Source organism: Streptomyces sp. NPDC030840 (assembly GCF_055572015.1).
Genome location: NZ_JBVIEE010000001.1, coordinates 393,542 through 411,996 on the forward strand (window position 1 = coordinate 393,542; position 18,455 = coordinate 411,996).

17 protein-coding genes and 2 tRNA genes are annotated in these 18,455 nt (G+C 71.0%); 15 read left to right on the forward strand and 4 right to left on the reverse strand.

Annotated elements, in window-relative coordinates:
* Nucleotides 1-113 precede the first annotated feature (113 nt).
* The gene (locus tag ACZ49J_RS01630; protein ID WP_467455484.1) at nucleotides 114-2,189 is read right to left on the reverse strand and encodes a hypothetical protein; all 2,076 of its coding nucleotides are present in this window, start codon (nucleotides 2,187-2,189) and stop codon (nucleotides 114-116) included.
* Between the two features lie 476 nt (nucleotides 2,190-2,665).
* On the opposite strand from ACZ49J_RS01630, the gene proB reads away from it, so the two are divergent.
* The 5 genes from proB (at nucleotide 2,666) to ACZ49J_RS01655 (ending at nucleotide 7,828) form a co-directional block, all read left to right on the forward strand.
* Nucleotides 2,666-3,772 carry a glutamate 5-kinase gene (proB, locus tag ACZ49J_RS01635; RefSeq protein WP_467455577.1) on the forward strand — a complete coding sequence of 369 codons (1,107 nt, stop codon included), beginning with the start codon at nucleotides 2,666-2,668 and terminating at the stop codon, nucleotides 3,770-3,772.
* Between the two features lie 155 nt (nucleotides 3,773-3,927).
* Nucleotides 3,928-4,416, forward strand: coding sequence for a hypothetical protein (locus ACZ49J_RS01640; protein WP_467455575.1), 489 nt, complete (start codon nucleotides 3,928-3,930; stop codon nucleotides 4,414-4,416).
* Between the two features lie 147 nt (nucleotides 4,417-4,563).
* Nucleotides 4,564-5,850 (forward strand): glutamate-5-semialdehyde dehydrogenase, encoded by a 1,287-nt coding sequence (locus ACZ49J_RS01645; protein WP_467455482.1) that lies wholly within the window; start codon nucleotides 4,564-4,566, stop codon nucleotides 5,848-5,850.
* A 180-nt stretch (nucleotides 5,851-6,030) separates the two neighbouring features.
* Nucleotides 6,031-6,648, forward strand: a complete 618-nt coding sequence (locus ACZ49J_RS01650) for an SCO2584 family spore wall biosynthesis protein (RefSeq protein ID WP_467455480.1) — start codon at nucleotides 6,031-6,033, stop codon at nucleotides 6,646-6,648.
* Between the two features lie 112 nt (nucleotides 6,649-6,760).
* Nucleotides 6,761-7,828 carry an SCO2583 family membrane protein gene (locus tag ACZ49J_RS01655; RefSeq protein ID WP_467455478.1) on the forward strand — a complete coding sequence of 356 codons (1,068 nt, stop codon included), beginning with the start codon at nucleotides 6,761-6,763 and terminating at the stop codon, nucleotides 7,826-7,828.
* Nucleotides 7,829-7,913: 85 nt separating this feature from the next.
* Here the strand turns inward: ACZ49J_RS01655 and ACZ49J_RS01660 are convergent, their stop codons facing one another.
* Nucleotides 7,914-9,002 carry a M48 family metallopeptidase gene (locus tag ACZ49J_RS01660; protein ID WP_467455476.1) on the reverse strand — a complete coding sequence of 363 codons (1,089 nt, stop codon included), beginning with the start codon at nucleotides 9,000-9,002 and terminating at the stop codon, nucleotides 7,914-7,916.
* A 101-nt stretch (nucleotides 9,003-9,103) separates the two neighbouring features.
* Here ACZ49J_RS01660 and ACZ49J_RS01665 point away from each other — a divergent pair, with 101 nt between their 5' ends.
* The 10 genes from ACZ49J_RS01665 (at nucleotide 9,104) to ACZ49J_RS01710 (ending at nucleotide 15,133) form a co-directional block, all read left to right on the forward strand.
* Entirely contained in the window at nucleotides 9,104-9,268 is a 165-nt protein-coding gene (locus tag ACZ49J_RS01665; protein ID WP_194238631.1) for a hypothetical protein, read from the forward strand.
* A gap of 348 nt (nucleotides 9,269-9,616) precedes the next feature.
* Nucleotides 9,617-9,781 (forward strand): hypothetical protein, encoded by a 165-nt coding sequence (locus ACZ49J_RS01670; RefSeq protein WP_192583393.1) that lies wholly within the window; start codon nucleotides 9,617-9,619, stop codon nucleotides 9,779-9,781.
* A 59-nt stretch (nucleotides 9,782-9,840) separates the two neighbouring features.
* On the forward strand, nucleotides 9,841-10,551 hold the full coding sequence (nadD, locus tag ACZ49J_RS01675) for a nicotinate-nucleotide adenylyltransferase (RefSeq protein ID WP_467455473.1): 711 nt from the start codon (nucleotides 9,841-9,843) through the stop codon (nucleotides 10,549-10,551).
* A 16-nt stretch (nucleotides 10,552-10,567) separates the two neighbouring features.
* Nucleotides 10,568-12,448, forward strand: coding sequence for an LCP family protein (locus ACZ49J_RS01680; RefSeq protein WP_467455472.1), 1,881 nt, complete (start codon nucleotides 10,568-10,570; stop codon nucleotides 12,446-12,448).
* Nucleotides 12,449-12,654: 206 nt separating this feature from the next.
* Nucleotides 12,655-13,101, forward strand: coding sequence for a ribosome silencing factor (gene rsfS, locus ACZ49J_RS01685; protein WP_467455471.1), 447 nt, complete (start codon nucleotides 12,655-12,657; stop codon nucleotides 13,099-13,101).
* On the forward strand, nucleotides 13,098-13,772 hold the full coding sequence (locus tag ACZ49J_RS01690; protein WP_467455470.1) for a histidine phosphatase family protein: 675 nt from the start codon (nucleotides 13,098-13,100) through the stop codon (nucleotides 13,770-13,772). Before rsfS ends, ACZ49J_RS01690 begins: the two co-directional genes overlap by 4 nt.
* Before the next feature lie 210 nt (nucleotides 13,773-13,982).
* Nucleotides 13,983-14,055, forward strand: a tRNA-Ala gene (locus ACZ49J_RS01695).
* 447 nt (nucleotides 14,056-14,502) lie between these two features.
* On the forward strand, nucleotides 14,503-14,676 hold the full coding sequence (locus ACZ49J_RS01700; protein WP_467455469.1) for a hypothetical protein: 174 nt from the start codon (nucleotides 14,503-14,505) through the stop codon (nucleotides 14,674-14,676).
* Nucleotides 14,677-14,679: 3 nt separating this feature from the next.
* A complete protein-coding gene (locus tag ACZ49J_RS01705; RefSeq protein ID WP_467455468.1) occupies nucleotides 14,680-14,913 on the forward strand; it encodes a hypothetical protein in 234 nt (77 codons plus the stop codon).
* A 147-nt stretch (nucleotides 14,914-15,060) separates the two neighbouring features.
* A tRNA-Ala gene (locus ACZ49J_RS01710) sits at nucleotides 15,061-15,133 on the forward strand.
* A gap of 130 nt (nucleotides 15,134-15,263) precedes the next feature.
* Here ACZ49J_RS01710 and ACZ49J_RS01715 read toward each other — a convergent pair.
* Together ACZ49J_RS01715 and ACZ49J_RS01720 are read right to left on the reverse strand one after the other, a co-directional pair.
* The gene (locus ACZ49J_RS01715) at nucleotides 15,264-16,883 is read right to left on the reverse strand and encodes an NADH-ubiquinone oxidoreductase-F iron-sulfur binding region domain-containing protein (protein ID WP_467455466.1); all 1,620 of its coding nucleotides are present in this window, start codon (nucleotides 16,881-16,883) and stop codon (nucleotides 15,264-15,266) included.
* Nucleotides 16,880-18,274: a cytochrome b/b6 domain-containing protein gene (locus ACZ49J_RS01720; protein WP_467455464.1), complete on the reverse strand. Its 1,395-nt coding sequence runs from the start codon at nucleotides 18,272-18,274 to the stop codon at nucleotides 16,880-16,882. The genes ACZ49J_RS01715 and ACZ49J_RS01720 overlap by 4 nt, the downstream gene beginning before the upstream one ends.
* Nucleotides 18,275-18,455 lie beyond the last annotated feature (181 nt).

Here is an 18,455-nt window from a genome sequence, read left to right on the forward strand (position 1 = left end):
GTTGACAGATGGCACGCGTGTAGTCGGCATGCGTGTGAACAGCAGAAGGACCCTATGCGAAGGGCCCCGGGGAGTGATCTCCCGGGGCCCAACTCACGCCGTACGAACAGGCGTCACGCGTTCACGGAGTCCGTGCCGTTGGAATCCGGCTCCTCGGACATCTCCTCGGAGGCCTCACGCGGCGAGGGGATCTCGCCGGCCAGGCGGGACTCCATGAGCACGCGGCGGTCCTCCGCCTTCGCGCACAGGGTCTGGACCGCCCGGTTGAAGCGGGCCAGGGACGGCGGGTCGGACGGGCCGAGCAGGTGCTCCTTCAACTCGGCGCGCGCCGCGGTGAAGTGGTCCTTCTCCGGGTGGCGCACCGACTCCAGGAGGGCCGGGATGCCCTCGGCGGACGGAGTGAGGATGACGCCCGCCGACACCGTCGGGAAGTTCGTGCGGAACGCCTCCTCCGGCATGCCCGAGGTGTTGGCGACCGCGTACGGCTTCTCGCTGGACAGCCAGTCGGAGACCACCGACGAGACATCGCTGATCAGCAGGTCGGCCTGGTTGAAGCAGGCGAAGATCGCGGGGCGCGCGTCCGTGATGATCTGGTGCTCCCACTCCGGGAACGACGCCCAGTAGGCCTTCTCCCACGCGGTCGTGGCCTCGGCGATCGCCGCCTCGCGGTCGCCCCCGGGCGTGCTCTGGAGCAGCATGCGCTCCAGTTCGTCCGCGCTGCGCCGGAAGTGCGTCGAGGTGAGCTTGTCCAGCTCGACGGTGCGGCGGGCCAGCTCGGCGGCGGCCTCCGGTCCCGGGCGGGAGCCGGAACGCCGGGCGTTGGCCTCGCGGATCATCGCCTTGATGCGCTCGTTCGCGGCGCCCGCGCGCGGGTCGACGGAACCGGTCATCGGGTGCGGCTTGTACAGCAGGCGCACGCTGTCGTCGGCAAGGAGCCCGCGGACGATGTTCTCACCGGCCAGGACCACGGAGGTGTTGCCGGGGTTGCCGTCCCAGCCCTCCCAGGTGGGGGCGTACAGGACCGTCGTGTACGTGCCCGTGGGCGCGCCCGAGTAGGGGCGGATCGGCGCGAGCTGCGGCCGGCCGACCTCGACGATGTCCTTGTCCTCGACACCGACCTCCGCCAGCGCGTACCGCTCGCGCGCCGCGGGACCGGCGACCCACACCTCGTCGTACGCCTTCGCGTACGGGTTGCAGGAGGACAGCTTGTCGCTCTCGCCGTGGTTGATGAACGCGTGCTTGATCGAGGGGATGCGCAGCACCTGCGAGGTCTTCGCGGCGTTCGCCGGGTGCAGCATCATCTGCAGCGTCGAGTTCTCCAGCGAGAACATCGTGGCGACCTTCGGGAAGCAGATGATGGGCACGTCGGTGGCGTCGATCTTCTGCACCATGAACCGCTCGCGCAGCACGATCAGCGGCTTGCCCTCGACCCTGGACAGCGTGGAGAGCCACATGTTCGCCTGGTACGCCGACGTCGTGCCGCCGGAGAAGTACATGGCGACCGTCGGCCGGTAGTCGGCCAGCCACTGGTCCAGCCACTGCATGACCTTCTGCTCGCTCTGCGCCCGCTTCCCCGGGAGCAGCCAGGTGCCCAGGTACACCGTGCCGCCGAGGGCCAGGGCGAGCGCGACACCGAGGCCGATGCCGCCCCAGAGCCCGTCCTTGGTGGTGGCGGTGGCCATCAGACCGGCGGTGGTCGGCAGCGAGAACGTCAGCAGACGGTGGGCCTGGCGGCGGGCCAGCAGACGGGGCGGGGCGGTGGTCAGTCGCAGAGCGGACGCGTCGATGTTCCGCGTCACGATCGGCAGCGTCCGGCTGCGGCGCACCAGCACGGCCACGCCCTGGCAGGCGAAGTGCACCGTGTAGAAGGCGCACAGTCCGATCACCAGGGGCGCGTGCTCGGTCTCCGGGTCGATGCCCTCGATCCGCAGCAGACCCACCAGGACCAGCATGTCGCGCAGCAGCTGCCGTACCAGTGGCTCGAACCGGACCTTGCCGAGGATCGCGAGCAGACCGGGCTGCCGGTACTGCAGGGTGGTGTCCAGGACGAGGCCCGCCGCGCTCGCGGCGACGAACACCGGGACGTTCGGCAGCAGCGCGGAGATGATCTGGGCCGTGAAGAGCGCGAACATCGCCAGCAGCGCGGACAACTGCGCGATGCGGCGGGGGGCGAGCCTTGCGGAGGGCACGGGCTGGGCTCCTGCGGAGGGAATGACGACGGATGGGGGGAAGGCAAGCGGTGAGGGTAGTGGGGGCGGCCCGCCTCCGTGCGCGCGCCCCCGGGCGCTCTTTTCCGCGCCGGGAACGCCTCGAACAGGGAAGGCCGAACCATGACGGTAGGACCTAGGGCGCCGGAGGAGCAATCTCCGGAGGGATCAACTGCAGGAAAAGGTACATAATTTCTGGAACCTCACGGGAGTTCTGAGCGTCTTCTCATAGTCCTGTGACAGACATTCCATTCCCGTGGGAGTTCCATCTCTCCCTCTGCCATCCGTCCGCCTATCGTGCGCCGTTCCTGAGCCGTCCGGCGGGCGTCCATCCACCGAAATGCCGCGACATCCGTCCCTCGCGCTCACGTAGATTGCAGACACGGGTCGGTCGGAACAGCGGAAATGTGGGGATACGCGTGTCTACGGCAAGGCAGGGCGTCGCGGGACGGCAGAGCGTGGCGGAAGCGCGCAGGATCGTCGTCAAGGTGGGCTCCTCCTCCCTGACCACGGCCGCCGGGGGTCTGGACGCGGACCGGGTGGACGCCCTCGTCGACGTGCTCGCGAAAGTCCGCAGTGGCGGGGAGAAGGAGATCGTGCTGGTCTCCTCCGGTGCCATCGCCGCCGGGCTCGCGCCGCTGGGCCTGCGCCGGCGCCCCAAGGACCTCGCCCGGCAGCAGGCGGCCGCGAGCGTCGGCCAGGGCCTGCTCATGGCCCGCTACACGGCGTCCCTGGCCCGGTACGGCATCCGCGTCGGCCAGGTGCTCCTCACCTCCGACGACATGAGCCGCCGGGCCCACCACCGCAACGCCTCGCGCACGCTCGACAAGCTGCTCGCGATGGGTGCGCTGCCGGTCGTCAACGAGAACGACACCGTCGCCACGGACGAGATCCGATTCGGCGACAACGACCGCCTCGCCGCGCTCGTCGCCCATCTCGTCCGGGCCGACCTGCTGGTCCTGCTCTCGGACGTGGACGGCGTCTACGACGGCGACCCCAGCAGGCCCGGCACCTCGCGGATAGCGGAGGTGCGGGGACCCGGGGACCTCGCCCACGTCGAGATCGGCAGCGCGGGCAAGGCGGGCGTCGGCACCGGCGGCATGGTCACCAAGGTCGAGGCCGCCGCGATCGCCACCGGGGCGGGCGTTCCCGTGGTCCTGACCAGCGCGGTCCACGCGGCGGACGCCCTCGCCGGCCGCGACACCGGCACGTACTTCCACCCCACCGGCAAGCGCTCCGCCGACCGGCTGCTGTGGCTCCAGCACGCCTCCACCCCGCAGGGCTCGCTCACCCTGGACGACGGGGCCGTCCGCGCGGTCGTCGAGCGCCGCAAGTCGCTGCTGCCCGCGGGCATCGCGGCGGTCGAGGGCGACTTCGCCGCGGGGGACCCCGTCGAGCTGCGGGACGGCGAGGGGCGCGCGGTGGCGCGGGGGCTCGTCAACTTCGACGCCAAGGAGATCCCCCTGCTGATCGGCCGCTCGACGCGGGAACTGGCGCGCGAGCTGGGTCCCGCCTACGAACGAGAGGTCGTACACAGGGACGACCTGGTCCTGCTCCACCCGTGACCGAACGTGCCCGGGAAAGGCCGAATCACAGGCTTTCGGTGGTGCACGTTCCGTAAAACCGCCACGCGGAGCCGTCCGGCCTGCTCAACTTTGTTGCAGGGGATTCCGCCCGGCAAAGGCCCGGACAGTGCGAAAAGGAGGCCGTCGTGAGACGAGTGCGCCCTGGGGCGGCGGCGTCCCGCGGTGGTGGTACCTCCCACGGGGCGGGCGAGGAGCGCGCGCTGACCAGCGTCGCGGCCGGCGACGCGTACGACGGGGGGCAGCCTTCCGGGCAGCCGTCCGGCGCGGAGAAGCCGGCGGACGTTCCCCGGCTGTGGCATGTGACGCTCAGCGTCTCGGGGGACGAGGCCCCGCTGACGGAGGTACGGCGCGGTCTCGAACAGCTCGCCCACGACCACCCCTTCCTGCTGACCAGCCGCTACGCCACCGACCACGCCGAGATCCGCTACTGGGAAGAGGCCCGCGACCTGCACGACGCGGCCGCCGTCGCCCTGCGCCTGTGGGGCGAGCACCGGCAGACCGCCAAGCTGCCGCCCTGGGAGATCGTCGGCCTGGAGGTCATCGACCGCGAGACGTACCACCAGCGTGTCGCCGAGGGGTACGGTCCGCTGCCGGCGACGCCAGTCGGCGTACATCCGTTCTAAAGCGACCACGGACCGCAACCGTCAATTGAGGAACCACAGCGGCGAGTAACCACCTCCGCGAGAGCGGCGCCGGATCAGGCGTAAAAGGGCGTCTCGCGGTGTGGGACCGACGATGGACGTCTCCGCCCCGCGCACTACCCTTCCAGCATGACCACGCTCTCGCCGTACGACGCCATGTCCCCGGTCACCCAGGCCGCCTACCGTGCCAAGGCCGCCGCCGCCGATCTCGCGCCGATGCCGCGCGCCGAGAAGGACGACGCGCTGCTCGCGATCGCGGACGCGCTGGAGGTCCGCACGAGCGAGATCGTCGCGGCCAACGCCAAGGACATCGAGCGTGCCCGCGAGGCCGGCACCAGCGAGGCGATCATCGACCGGCTGACGCTGACCCCGGAGCGGGTGCGGGCCATCGCCTCCGACGTGCGCGACGTCGTGTCGCTGCCCGACCCGGTCGGCGAGGTCGTCCGCGGCTCCACCCTGCCGAACGGCATCGACCTGCGCCAGGTGCGCGTCCCGCTGGGCGTCGTCGGCATCATCTACGAGGCCCGGCCGAACGTGACCGTCGACGCCGCGGCCCTGTGCCTGAAGTCCGGCAACGCGGTGCTGCTGCGGGGCTCGTCGTCCGCGTTCGAGTCGAACACCGCGCTCGTCCGGGTGCTCCGGGACGCCGTCGGCGGTGCCGGGCTGCCCGCCGACGCCGTGCAGCTCGTGCCCGGCGAGAGCCGCGAGTCCGTCCGCGAGCTCATGCGCGCCCGCGGTCTCGTGGACGTGCTCATCCCGCGCGGCGGCGCCTCCCTGATCCGCACGGTCGTCGAGGAGTCCACCGTCCCCGTGATCGAGACGGGCACCGGCAACTGCCACGTCTACGTCGACGCCCAGGCCGACCTCGACACGGCGATCGAGATCCTGATCAACTCCAAGGCCCAGCGGGTGAGCGTCTGCAACGCCGCCGAGACGCTGCTGGTCCACCAGGACATCGCCCCCGAGTTCCTGCCGCGCGCCCTGGACGCGCTGGCCGACGCCGGCGTGACCGTGCACGGCGACGAGCGCGTGCTGGCCTACGCCAAGGACACGCGGGCCACCGTCGTCGAGGCCACGACGGACGACTGGGAGACCGAGTACCTCTCGTACGACATCGCCGCCGCCGTCGTCGACTCGCTCGACCGGGCGGTGGAGCACATCCGGCTGTGGACCTCCGGGCACACCGAGGCGATCGTCACGACCTCGCAGCAGGCCGCCCGCCGCTTCACCCAGCTGGTCGACTCGACCACCGTCGCGGTGAACGCCTCCACCCGCTTCACGGACGGCGGTCAGTTCGGCTTCGGCGCCGAGATCGGCATCTCGACGCAGAAGCTCCACGCCCGCGGGCCGATGGGGCTGCCCGAGCTGACGAGCACCAAGTACATCGTGACCGGCGACGGCCACGTGCGGCGCTGAGCACGAGGTGACGGAGCGCCCGGCGCGCGCCCGGCTCGCGGCGGAGGGTGTGCGCGCGGGCGCCCGCGGGTGCCCCAGGGAGCGCCGGGGCCGGTCACGTTCCCGTGAACTGTCTTCGCAAAGCGGATGAATTTCCATACCGTCTGCCCAAATTGACACCCCAGGACTACTCTGGATCCCGTGCCGGAGGACGTGGGGGGCACGCCGTTCCCTGACGGCTGGGAGCCCGACGACGACCGCGACCGCGGGGGTATGGACGAAGAGTTCGCCTCCGTGGTCTTTGACGAGGCCTTCGTGCGGGCGGCCGTGGTCCATGAGCCGACCGCCGTCGAACGCCTCCTGGCGGCCGCCCAGGCCCGCGCGGAGGCGCAGGAGGCCGAAGCGCGCCGGTCGCACACCAGAGGCGCGCACCGCGACGACGAGCGCTACGAGGACGGCTTCGGACCCGACGGTGATTTCGGCCACGGCCCGGACTTCGACGACCTGGACGATCCGGACATCCTGGAGGACCGCTACGGCGCGCCGGGGCCCTACGGCCGGGGATACGGCAAGCAGGTCCGCTGGCACCGGCCCGTCGCCTGGGTGCTCGCCCTCGTGATGGGCGTGGGCATGGTCGCCCTCGCCTTCACGGCGGTCTACCGCGGCGCCTCCTCGGGCGGCCGCCAGGACCAGGTCCCGAAGCCCGCCTCCACGGGCGTCGAGCAGGGCGGCGGCACGGGCCCGGCGGGCCCCTCCGGCCCTTCGGCGTCGGCCGACTATTCCCAGCCACCGGTGTCCGCGGTGCCGCGCACACCCTGAGCCAGGGCCCGTTCCGCGGTTCGACGACCGTTCGAGAACCTGGTGAGAACCTGTCAGAACTTGTCACACGGCCGGGCGTTTACCTGGCCCCCACGGGACCTACTCTGAAGGTATGGGCGGGCCAGGAGAGCCACCTGAGGGGCCACTCGAGGGACCTCCCGGTGGTGGCGAGGACGAATACCGATCCGTCGTTTTCGACGAGTCGTTCGTCCGGGCTGCCCGCCTCCAGGAGTTCTCCGCCCGGGAACGCATCGGCGACCACGCCCCCGCCGTACGCCGCCGCCCGCCCATGCGGCGCGGCCTGTCCCGGCAGGCGGTGATCCTCGTCCTGCTGATCGCCGTGGCCTTCGGCACCGCGATCTACATGGGCGTACGCCATCCGTACCAGACACCGGCCGCCCAGCCCACCGAGCCGCTGCGGATGACCGTCATCCCGCTCGCACCCCAGGCCCCCGTGCCCGGCTCCACCGACCCCGAGAACCTGTACGCGCACAGCCCGGCCGCACAGTTCCGCATCGGTGCCAAGGGCATCACCATGCCCGCCACCCGCCGCACCGCGCACTTCTCCGACAGCCAGGTCGTCACCGCCCTGAGCACCGCCAAGGACTACCTCGTGGCCTCCTCCCTCGCCCCTGAGGTGCTGAACGGCAGGTCCGTCCGGCCAGCGCGGATGCTGCTCGACCCGCAGCAGCTCGACCAGTTCGACCAGAGCTTCGACCGCCCCACCGCCGACGGACGGCACGCCCCCACCGGCTGGCTGATCCGCTTCGACCCCTCCCGCGCCGAGCTCGCCGACACCAAGGTCCGCGTTCAGGGCACACTGCAGGCCGCCGAGTACGACGCCCGCACCCTCGAGGTCATCGCCGAGCACACCCTGGTCTACGCGCTGCGGCCCGCCGGTGCCGACGACAAGGCCAAGGCCTCCCTGTTCACCGTCCGGCGCGAGCTGCACTTCCGCTTCGACACCGACGACCTGCGCACCCACCAGGCCGAGCTCGTCGTCTCCTACGTCCAGGCCGGGCCGCTCGCCTGCTCCGAGGACTCCACGAACCACCTGCGCCCGCTGCTCGCCGGTCAGACGGCCAAGGAGGGCGGCCCGGCCGGCACGGATCCCTTCGCCACGGGCGGCGCCACGGCCCTGTGCGGGTCGCTGGCCCAGAGCGCACAGCCGAAGGTGTGACCCGGGCCCCTCACGCGGCACTCAAGTGAAGGGCCCGGCCGGGCCGGATCCGCCGATCCGCCGAGCGGTCGGTGCGGCGCCCGCGTCACTCGTCCTCGGCGGGACGCCTGTCCTTGGAAGAGCCGCCACCGTTGCCCGCGAAGCCCTCGAACCCCCGCCGCACCCGGCCGCCGAGGTCGCCCGCGCCGCCCGCGAGGTCGCTGACCAGCTTCATCAGCGGGTCCTTGGAGTTCTTCACATCACTGGCGTAGCTCGCCGCGGACTGCCGGAACGAGTCGGTCACCGAGGTGTCCCGGTCCTCGTCGCGTCGAGGGTAGTGACCGTCCATGATCCGCTGGTAGTCGCGGGACTCCGCCCACTTCTTCAGCTCGGCCGCGCGCACCGTGGTGAAGGGGTGCGAGCGGGGCAGCACGTTCAGGATCTTCAGCACCGAGTCGCGCAGGTCGCCCCCGGCCTCGTACTCGTCGGCCTGCGCGAGGAACGCGTCCACGTTCATCTCGTGCAGGTGGTTGCCGCCCGCGATCTTCATCAGACCGCGCATCGAGGCCCGCAGGTCCTGGCCGACCAGCAGGCCCGCACGGTCCGCGGACAGCTCCGACTTGCGGAACCACTCGCGCAGCGCGGTCACGATCGCCATGATCGCGAGGTTGCCCAGCGGGATCCACGCCACCCTCAGGGCCAGGCTGGTCAGGAAGAGCAGGATCGTGCGGTAGACGGAGTGGCCCGAGAGCGCGTGGCCCACCTCATGGCCGATGACCGCCCGCATCTCCTCCTCGTCGAGCAACTCGACGAGCCCCGTCGTGACGACGATGATCGGCTCGTCCAGGCCTATGCACATCGCGTTCGGCTGCGGGTCCTGGTTGACGTACATCGGCGGGACCTTCTCCAGGTCCAGGATGTAGCAGGCGTCCCGCAGCATGTCGTTCAGATGGGCGAACTGCGCGTCCGAGACCCGTACCGAGTCGGACAGGAACAGCAGCCTCAGGCTGCGCTCGGGCAGCAGACCGCTGAGCGCCTTGAAGACGGTGTCGAAGCCGCTGAGCTTGCGCAGGGCCACCAGGGCCGAGCGGTCCGCCGGATGTTCGTACGCCCGCGAGGAGATCCCCTCGAAGCGCCTGCGCTGCCTGCTGGGCACCTTCTCGTGCCCGTTCTGCTGGTGGCTGTCGTCGGACATGTGTCCCCCATGCGTCTGATTGCCCTCTGTGGCCCCCCGAGGCGAGCTCCAGCCTAGGCGGAGATACCGTGGCGGGGCAGCACACCGTAAGGAGCGATCCCATGGAGCACGTCCCGGCAGCCCGCTGGATCACCGAGGCCGCGTCGGCGGCCGAGAGGCAGGGGCCGGGCAACCTGCTGCGTGTCGTGCTGATCGTGATGGTCGTCGGATGTGTTCTGGTCGGGTGGTTCCTCCTGCGCGGCTACCGGCGGGACGACGACGGCTGACGGCCGGCTCCTGGCCGGCGCGGGTCAGCGGGACTGCGGGGCGGTGGTGCGGTGGTTTCGGAACGGCTGCCACGTACGTCCTGGGCGGGGGCTCGCGTACGTGACCCGGGCGGGCGGTCCGGCACATGACCCCGGACGGGACTCCTGCGCGCCTCCCGCGCGGTCTCGGTGACCTCCTGGGCGCGGTGCGCACGGCCATGAATACGGACGCGGCGGCGGCCCCGTTCACCGGCCGGCCGGCCGCGGTGCGCGCCGACGGCGGAGTCGGGGTGATCGAGGCGGAGGCGCCCGCATACGATGGGCCGGAGTCTTTGTCCCGATCCCACACCCGGATAGGTCCAGCCGACGATGAGCTTCCACAGCACCGCTGCCCAGTTGGTCACTCTCGCCGCCGAGGGCGAGGAGCACGGCGGCAACCACGAGAGCCTCAGCCCCTACCTGACCGGCGGCGGAGCCCTCTTCGTGCTGCTGCTCCTGCTGTGGATCACCACCCGGTTCAACCGCGACCGCTGAATCCCCGCAAAAGGACGTTCGACCGGGGCTCGTCGGCCGGGCCGGTAGGGTCTGCACGCATGGGAGAGCAGGAAATGCCTACCGGTCCGGAGCACACCAAGGCGGACGGCCCGGCGCACGAGACGGAGCACGACCCGGCGATAGGCCAGGTGCACGGCCCCGGAAACGGCCCTTCCGCCACGGGGCGGCGACGCCTCGGAGTCATGGGCGGAACGTTCGACCCGATCCACAACGGGCACCTCGTCGCCGCCCAGGAGGTCGCCGCCCAGTTCCACCTCGACGAGGTGGTGTTCGTGCCGACCGGCGAGCCGTGGCAGAAGTCGCACCGCGCGGTCTCCCCGGCGGAGGACCGCTACCTGATGACGGTCATCGCGACCGCCGAGAACCCCCAGTTCTCGGTCAGCCGCATCGACATCGACCGCGGCGGCCCCACCTACACCACGGACACCCTGCGCGAGCTGCGGGCGCTCAACCCCGACACGGACCTCTTCTTCATCACCGGCGCCGACGCGCTGGGCCAGATCCTCACCTGGCGTGACACGGACGAGTTGTTCTCCCTCGCGCACTTCATCGGCGTCACCCGGCCCGGCCACACCCTGGCCGACCCGGGCCTGCCCGCGGGCGGTGTCTCTTTGGTGGAGGTTCCGGCGCTGGCCATCTCGTCCACGGACTGCCGTGCGAGGGTCGCGAAGGGCGATCCCGTCTGGTATCTGGTGCCGGACGGTGTGGTGCGCTACATCGACAAGCGTGAGCTGTACCGCGGCGAGTGAGCCGAGAGGGGCACCGGTGAACGACCGATACGACGCTGGCTACGGGGGCGACCAGTACGAACTCGTCGGCTACGACGAGTTCGGGCAGCCTGTGTACCAGCAGGTGCCGGCCCAGCCCCCGCAGGGGCCTCCACAGGGGTACGACCCCTACGGCACGCAGCCCCAGCAGCAGCCCCAGGGCTACGGCTACGACCCGTACGCGACCGGCGGCCGGCAGCAGGCCCCGGTTTCGTACGACACGGGCAGGCAGCAGCCGGCGGCCCCGTACGACACGAGTCAACAGCCGTACCCCTCCTACGACCCGTACGGGAGTGCTCCCGCCGACGGGCCCGCGGGGGCCGGCGCGGGCTACGACCGGTACGACCCTTACGGGCAGGCCGCCGGTACCGGCCGGCAGTCGCGGGCCACCGGCCAACAGGCCCACACCGCCGAGCAGACCCCCTACATCCCGCAGCAGTCGGGGCCCACCGGAGCCGCTCATGACGGCAGCGGGGCACGTCCGGGCGGCATGGCCGCCGGCGCTCCGGCCACCGACGGCCGGCCGCAGGACCACCCCGGCGGCCCGCCGGGCGAGCGGCCCGGTGACCACGACCCCCACGGCGACGAACGGGAGTACCGCACCGAGCAGTTCGCCTTCGTGGAGGAGCCCGACGGCAACTCCGAGGACGTCATCGACTGGCTGAAGTTCACGGAGAACCGCACCGAACGCCGCGAGGAGGCCCGGCGCCGGGCCCGCAGCCGGATCGTCGCCCTGGTGGTGACCTTCGCCCTGGTCGCCGTCGGCGGCGTCGGCTACCTGTGGTACGAGGGCAAGCTGCCAGGGACGTCGGCCGCGGAGGAGAAGGCGGGCACCACGACGGCCGCGGGCGCCCAGAAGCGGGACGTGCTCGTCGTCCACCTGCACAACACCGCCAAGGGCGGCACCTCCACGGCACTGCTCGTGAACAACACCACCACCAAACGCGGCGCCACCGTCCTGCTGCCCAACTCCCTCGCCCTGACGGACGACGACGGCAACACCACCACCCTCGCCAAGTCCGTCGACGACGACGGCTCCTCCGGAACCCGGGACGCACTCGACACCGTCCTGGGCACCAGCATCGAAGGCAGCTGGCGCCTCGACACCCCGTACCTGAACAACCTCGTCGAACTCGTCGGCAACATCGACGTCGACACCAACGCCGCCGTGCCCGACCCCGACGCCAGGAAGAAGGGCGAGGCGCCCCTGGTCAACAAGGGCAGGGCGCAGACCCTCAGCGGCAAGATGGCCGTCGCGTACGCCACTTACCGCGCACCCGGCGAGCCGCAGAACGCCCAGCTGGAACGGTTCGGACAGGTCATGCAGAGCGTGCTGCGCAAGCTGTCCTCCGACCCGCAGGCCGCCACGACCACCGTGCAGACGCTGGCCCAGATCCTCGACCCCCCACTGACCGACAACGACCTCGGGACCTTCCTCGCGGGGCTCGCCGACCGGGCCAAGGGCGGCGACTACGAGACCGACCTGCTCCCCGTGCAGCAGGACGGCACCCTGAGCACGCAGGCCGCCGACAAGGTGGTCAAGGATGTGCTCGGCGGCACCGCCAAGAGCCCTGACGCGGGCGACGCCGTCCGGGTCGGCATCAGGAACGCCACCGGCGCCAAGGACGCCACCGAACAGGCCCGGGTGGTCCTGCTCAACGGCGGCTACACCTTCCTCGACGCCGGCACCGCCTCGGCCCAGGCCACGTCCGAGGTCACGTATGCCGACGCCGCGAGCAAGGACGACGCCGAAGAGGTCGCCAAGACCCTCGGCCTGCCCGCCGGCTCGGTCAAGAAGGGCAGGACCACGTCCAGCGCCGACGTCTCGGTCGTCCTCGGCCAGAACTACAAGGTGACCGCCTCGGGCTCCTCGGGGTGACCGGAACCCGGTACGGGCCGGCCGGCGCGCCGGCCGGCCCGCCGGGACGCCGAGGAGGCTCCGGGAGGCGCCCGAGGCCCGGGCCTGAGCTCGGCCGATCAGGTGATCGACCGCGTGGCCGTTAACCCCTGGGGTGCCCTCGTCCGTCCGTGAGACCCTTGAGGTAGCCCTTGAGGGTTCACTGACCGTCGACCGAAAGCCTTGTAGTGACCGCTACCGACCGCGCTACCGAGCTCATCAACACCGCCGCCCAGGCGGCCGCCGACAAGCTCGCGCACGACATCATCGCCTACGACGTGAGCGACGTCCTGTCCATCACGGACGCCTTCCTGCTCGCCTCCGCACCCAACGACCGCCAGGTCAAGTCGATCGTCGACGAGATCGAGGAGCGGCTGAACAAGGAGCTGGACGCCAAGCCCGTGCGCCGTGAGGGCGACCGCGAGGCCCGCTGGGTGCTCCTCGACTACGTCGACATCGTGGTGCACGTCCAGCACAGCGAGGAGCGCGTCTTCTACGCCCTGGAGCGGCTCTGGAAGGACTGCCCCGAGCTGGAGCTGCCGGCCGACGCCAAGGCCACCCGGGGCAAGGCGGAGGAGCACGCCCGGCTGCTGGCCGCCGAGGAGGCGGCCGAGCTCGGCGGGGAGCTGCGATGAGCGCCGCCCCGGGCACGGAGGCGGCCGGCCGGAAGGGGCGCGGCCGCCGCCTCATCCTCTGGAGGCACGGCCAGACCTCGTGGAACCTGGAGCGCCGCTTCCAGGGCACCACGGACATCGAGCTCACCGAGACCGGTCTGGGGCAGGCACGCCGGGCCGCCCGGCTCCTGGCCTCCCTGAAGCCGGACGCGATCCTCGCCTCCGACCTCAGCCGCGCCGCCGCCACGGCCGCCGAGCTGGCCCTGCTCACCGGGCTCGACGTGACGCACGACGAGGGGCTGCGCGAGACCTACGCGGGCGTCTGGCAGGGGCTGACGCACGAGGAGATCATCGAGCGGCACGGCGAGGAGTACGCCGCGTGGAAGCGCGGTGAGCCGGTCCGCCGCGGTGGTGGGGAGCTGGAGACCGAGGTCGCCGACCGGGCCGCCCCCGTGGTGCTGCGGCACGCCGACAAGCTGCCCGCGGACGGCACCCTCGTGGTGGCCAGCCACGGCGGCACCATCCGCACCACCATCGGCCGTCTCATCGGCCTGGAGCCGCACCACTGGGAGAGCCTCGGCGGCCTCTCCAACTGCTGCTGGTCCGTCCTCGGCGAGGGCGCCCGCGGCTGGCGCCTGCTCGAGCACAACGCCGGGACCCTTCCGGAGCCGGTGCTCGGCGACGACGACTGACCCCCCGGCGGAGCGGCCGCAGGACGACCGGCACGCTCCGCGGGGAACGGCGCGGGAGGTCTTCGGCCCGGCCCACCGGACCTCCGCCCCAGCCGGTCACGTGGCCCCCGGGCCCGGATTTCACTTTCCGGCTGGTCGCAGGCTAGAGTTCTTCTTGTTCGCCCCGCCGAGCGGAGCGAAACACCACACGGCTTCGCCGCGTGAAAGCAAGGGGCTATAGCTCAGTTGGTAGAGCGCCTGCATGGCATGCAGGAGGTCAGGAGTTCAATTCTCCTTAGCTCCACAGATCGACACTCTTCAGTCGTCGAGGATCAGTACCGAGATCCCGTTCCCCTCAGGGGAGCGGGATTTTTCGTCGTGGTGCCCACGACCGGTTCCGAACTTCGCGCCCACTGGGAGGCGTTGCCACTGGCGGTCGCGGGGTACTCCCTCACGTGCACGGTCCTGTCTGTCTCAACGCCGCGTGCTGTACGCGACGGTCACCCGGACCGGGCGGCCGACCGGGGGGCGTGGCCTTCGGCACACTCTTCTCGAAGCGTTTTGAGTCACTTGGGGCCCCCGGGGCGTATACCTCTGCGGACGCCCTTCTCGCATGCGTGTGCGCAGTCGCCGGGACGGCATTCCTGGGTGCCGTGTCCGGACTGGTACGAAGGCGTCGCTGACCGTATTGGTCCGGCCGTGGCAGAATCAAACGGCCGGAAGGGGGCGGACCCGACGGGAGGGAGAAGCGATGCCTGGGAGCATCCGCGGGGAGGTCGGCGATCTCCTCGCCACGGTGGTGAGACGGAAGAACGCCACCCTCCTCAACTGCCCTTCCTGCGGCTCACTCCAAGTGGCCCAAGTCCTCGGTGACAACGGGGGGATCTCCTACGTGTGCACGACCTGCGGCCACAGCTGGAGCTGATCAATGGGTGCACACAGGAGGAAATGCGACTGGTGCGGCAGCGGCACGCCGATTGTCCGCGACATGGAACCCCTCAACCGCGACTACCAGTACTGGTGCGAGGAATGCGCGCGGGCGCTGATCATAAAAGGCGACCCGATCGAGGTGTACCGCGAGCTGGAGGGTGAGCCGATCTACGGCCGGCTCCTCGAGGAGCACTGCACGCTCAAGCGGTTCTACTCGTTCGTGACGGCCTGAACAGCGGGGCCAGGGGACATCGTTGAACGTATCCGGACAGAACGGAAACGATTTGGTGGTGCACCCGGGGGACCGTGTAATGTTGGCGTCGCCGCCGGGGAGACCGGGCGGCAGAGGCAGAAATGCGGTTCCGCCGCATGGCCGCGAGGGGCTATAGCTCAGTTGGTAGAGCGCCTGCATGGCATGCAGGAGGTCAGGAGTTCAATTCTCCTTAGCTCCACAGAAAACGATCCCGTCCGATCAGTTCGATCGGGCGGGATCTTCCGTTGATGGGCCCTCGGGTCCCACGACGACGTCCCACAACGACGTGAGGGGGGCCACCGCGACGCGGTGGCCCCCCTCACGCGTGCTCAGCGGCCGCTGCCCAGGGCCCGGCGGCCGCGGCCCTGCGAGAGGACCGGCAGGTTGTTGCGGGACGGCGCGGAGCCGCGCTCCTCCTCGATGCGCAGCGCGAGCGCCGGGCAGCGCCGTACCGCACGCAGGGCCTTCGCCTCGGCGTAGCGGGGCACCGCCGCCTGGGCGACGGTCGGGAAGCCGTCGGCGCCCAGCTCGAAGACCTCCGGGAGGATGTCCGCGCACAGGCCGTGGCCGCGGCACAGCGTCCAGTCGACGAAGATCTTCTGACGGCTGGGGCCGTTCTCCTCCTCGGCCGCCGCGCCGCCGGGGATGCCCGTGGGTGCCCTGCCGCCCTCGAAGAGCGGCAGAACGCCCTCCACGGGTCTTCCGCAGCCGTTCCCGAGGACGTGGGCGGCCAGGTCGTCCGTGAACGCCTTGATGGTCGACTCCAGGAACATCGCGGAGCCGTCCGGGTGCGAGCACGCGCCGCGCCGCTTCACGTTCTTGGCGACCTGCTTGAGGGCCTCCAGGGCGGCCGGGCCGCCGCCGTTGAGGATGTCCTCCATGCCGCGCGCCGCGGCCGGCAGGCCGAGGTAGCAGGGACCGCACTGCCCCGCGCTCTCCTCGGCCAGCCACTTCGCCACCTGCAGCGACTCGCCCAGCGGGCAGGTCTCCTGGGTGATCGGGAGGATCGCGCCCGCTCCGAGCGCACCTCCCACCGCGTCCAGGGAGTTGCGCGAGACGATCGCCTCGTTGACGGTCGCCGCGTCGATCCACTTGCCGTGGTAGCCGCCGGTGAGCACACCCTGCGGGACCGGCGGGGCACCGGCGAGCTGCAGGATGTAGCGCAGCGGTACACCCGTGGGCGCCTCGATCACCATGGGGCGCGCGACCGCGCCGGAGATCGTGAGCATCACGGTGCCCGGCTCGTCGTACAGACCGGTGTTGCCGTAGCGCTCGGAGCCGATGCGTGCGGCGATCGCGAGCTGGGCGAACGTCTCGGCGTTGGACAGCAGCGTGGGCGCGCCCCCGACACCGCTGCGCGACGCGCTGGTCTTGCGGCCGGGCGGGATGGCCGGGCCCCCGTCGATCGAGCGGATCAGCGAGGCGGCGGCCCCGGTCACCATGCGGACCGGGTTGCGCTGCACACTGGCGCGGATGGCCGCGCCCCGCCGGTTGCTCAGCCCGCGCTCGGAGAGGGCGGCCTCCATCGAGCGCTGGGTGGATTCACGTGTCACCCCGACGACGAGCTGGCGGGCGCCCAGGGCCTCCGCGACCAGCAGGGCGCCGTCCAGGATGAGGTGCGGGGCACGGTTGATCAGCACCGTGTCCTTGCGGCAGGCGGGCTCGTCCTCGCTTCCGTTGACGACGACCACCGGCCGGATGCCACGCTTGATCGCCGACTCGGCGACCGACCGCAGCTTCTTGTGGAAGGGGAAGCCCGCGCCGCCGCGCCCCTTCAGGTTGATCCGCTCGGAGAGCTGGGCGAGCTGCTCGCCGCCCATCGGTTCGAGCGGACCGTGCACCTTGAGGTGCATGGGGAGGTCGAGTCTCTCGACGAGGTCGAAACCCGAGGTGAGCTGGGGAAGACCCACCACACGGACTTCGGGGACGTCGGGAAGGGCCTCGTTCACTTAAAGCCTCCGGAAGGCGCGTTCCAGGGTTCGCCTGAACCCGGCGCCTCGTAGTCGTAGGCACCGGGAAGCGTTTCAGTGGCGGGACCGCTGTTGTACGTGTCGTTCGGGTTGTACGTGCCGTAGGGGGCGTTCGTCTCAGCCATTCCGTAGGAAGTTTCGGGAGTTCCCGAGTACGTCTGGCCCTGATACGTCTGGCCGGGGTAGGTCTGACCGGCGAACGTCTGGCCCGCGAACGTGTCCTGCATCGGGTCGTAGGCCGACGGGGGTGCCTCTCCGACCGGCGGCGGGGACGGGGCCGGCCAGCGCGTGCCCGTGGTGGAGCCCTCGTCGTAGCGCGGGATGGCCTCGGTGGGCTGCATGTCCATCGGCAGGTCCACGCGCTGGGGCGGCTGGGGCGTCAGCGGGTCCTGCTGCGTGCGCGGGGTGGCCGACACGGCACGGTAGGCGGCCGCGAAGCCGGGGCCGGGGTCCGGTGCGTCGGCGCGCGAGGCGGACTCGTAGAAGCCGGGGGACGGCGTCCGCGGCGGCGGCACCATCGTGTCCCCGAGGGGGCTGCCCCCGCGCGTGCCCATGCCCGGCAGCGGCGAGTCGCCTCCCCGGCCGCGGCCGGGGTCCTGGCCGAAGCCGGCCGCTCCGGCCATCGTGGCCTCGGCCATCCTGGCGCGGCTCATGTCCAGTTCCTCGCGGCCCGGCCGTGTGTCGGCGGTGCCCAGCACGGCGGCGACCCGGTCGGCCACCTGGCGCTTGAAGGGGCGGGGGGCCGCGCGCAGCATGAGGGCGGCGGCGACGCCGACGAGGCACAGGCTGTACAGGACGATGAAGACCGGCTTCGCCTCGCGACCCGCGTAGAGTCCGTGGACCAGCGCGAAGCACCAGGCCGGATAGGCCAGCATGTGGAACACCCGCCAGCGCGCCGCGACATCCGCCCGGGTCATGAAGGCGCTGCGGAGCGCGCCCGTGAGAGCCGTGGTGATCATGAGCAGGCCGGCGATCGAGCCGAACCCGATGAGGATCGCGGTGCCCGTGAAGCCGAGGCTGAAGGGGATGAGCGCGGCGTAGAAGGGCGCGTGCTCCAGAACGATCTTCACCGTGACGTGCAGCAGCAGGAAGGCGACCGAGGCGATCGCGGTCGTGCGGTGCACGGCCTGGGAGAGGATGCGCTGGCGCGTGTTGAGGAACAGCCGGTCGCTGGCGACCAGGCCCCAGATCACCGAGCAGGAGAGGGCGACCAGCGACAGCACGCCGGCGCCGAAGTCGAGGAACTCACGGACTGCGTCACCTCCGGCCAGCACGATCACGGGTATGAGCAGCAGAGCGGCAGCGGTCGCAGCCCCATAGGCCGAACGGCCCGTCCTGGGGAGCGTGCTGTTACTACTACGAGGGTTCATGGGGGCAACTCCGAACGGTTCGGGAAAGCGGTCCCGTGACTCGACTGTAAGTGGAGGCAAACCGAGCGGTACGAGGTTTGAGTTATTGGCTCGTTATCAAGGGGCAATCTCACACGCGTGATGCCCCTTAGCGGCTGTTACGCGAAGTAACTTTTGAACATCGTTCAACTTTTTTGGCTGG

What these genes read in the sequence shown, in the direction of transcription:
- ACZ49J_RS01645 (WP_467455482.1), top strand. Translation starts at nt 4,564, where the DNA reads ATGACCACGCTCTCGCCGTACGACGCCATGTCCCCGGTCACCCAGGCC.
- ACZ49J_RS01655 (WP_467455478.1), top strand. Translation starts at nt 6,761, where the DNA reads ATGGGCGGGCCAGGAGAGCCACCTGAGGGGCCACTCGAGGGACCTCCC.
- ACZ49J_RS01660 (WP_467455476.1), bottom strand. Translation starts at nt 9,002, where the DNA reads ATGTCCGACGACAGCCACCAGCAGAACGGGCACGAGAAGGTGCCCAGC.
- ACZ49J_RS01665 (WP_194238631.1), top strand. Translation starts at nt 9,104, where the DNA reads ATGGAGCACGTCCCGGCAGCCCGCTGGATCACCGAGGCCGCGTCGGCG.
- ACZ49J_RS01670 (WP_192583393.1), top strand. Translation starts at nt 9,617, where the DNA reads ATGAGCTTCCACAGCACCGCTGCCCAGTTGGTCACTCTCGCCGCCGAG.
- nadD (WP_467455473.1), top strand. Translation starts at nt 9,841, where the DNA reads ATGGGAGAGCAGGAAATGCCTACCGGTCCGGAGCACACCAAGGCGGAC.
- ACZ49J_RS01690 (WP_467455470.1), top strand. Translation starts at nt 13,098, where the DNA reads ATGAGCGCCGCCCCGGGCACGGAGGCGGCCGGCCGGAAGGGGCGCGGC.
- ACZ49J_RS01700 (WP_467455469.1), top strand. Translation starts at nt 14,503, where the DNA reads ATGCCTGGGAGCATCCGCGGGGAGGTCGGCGATCTCCTCGCCACGGTG.
- ACZ49J_RS01705 (WP_467455468.1), top strand. Translation starts at nt 14,680, where the DNA reads ATGGGTGCACACAGGAGGAAATGCGACTGGTGCGGCAGCGGCACGCCG.
- ACZ49J_RS01720 (WP_467455464.1), bottom strand. Translation starts at nt 18,274, where the DNA reads ATGAACCCTCGTAGTAGTAACAGCACGCTCCCCAGGACGGGCCGTTCG.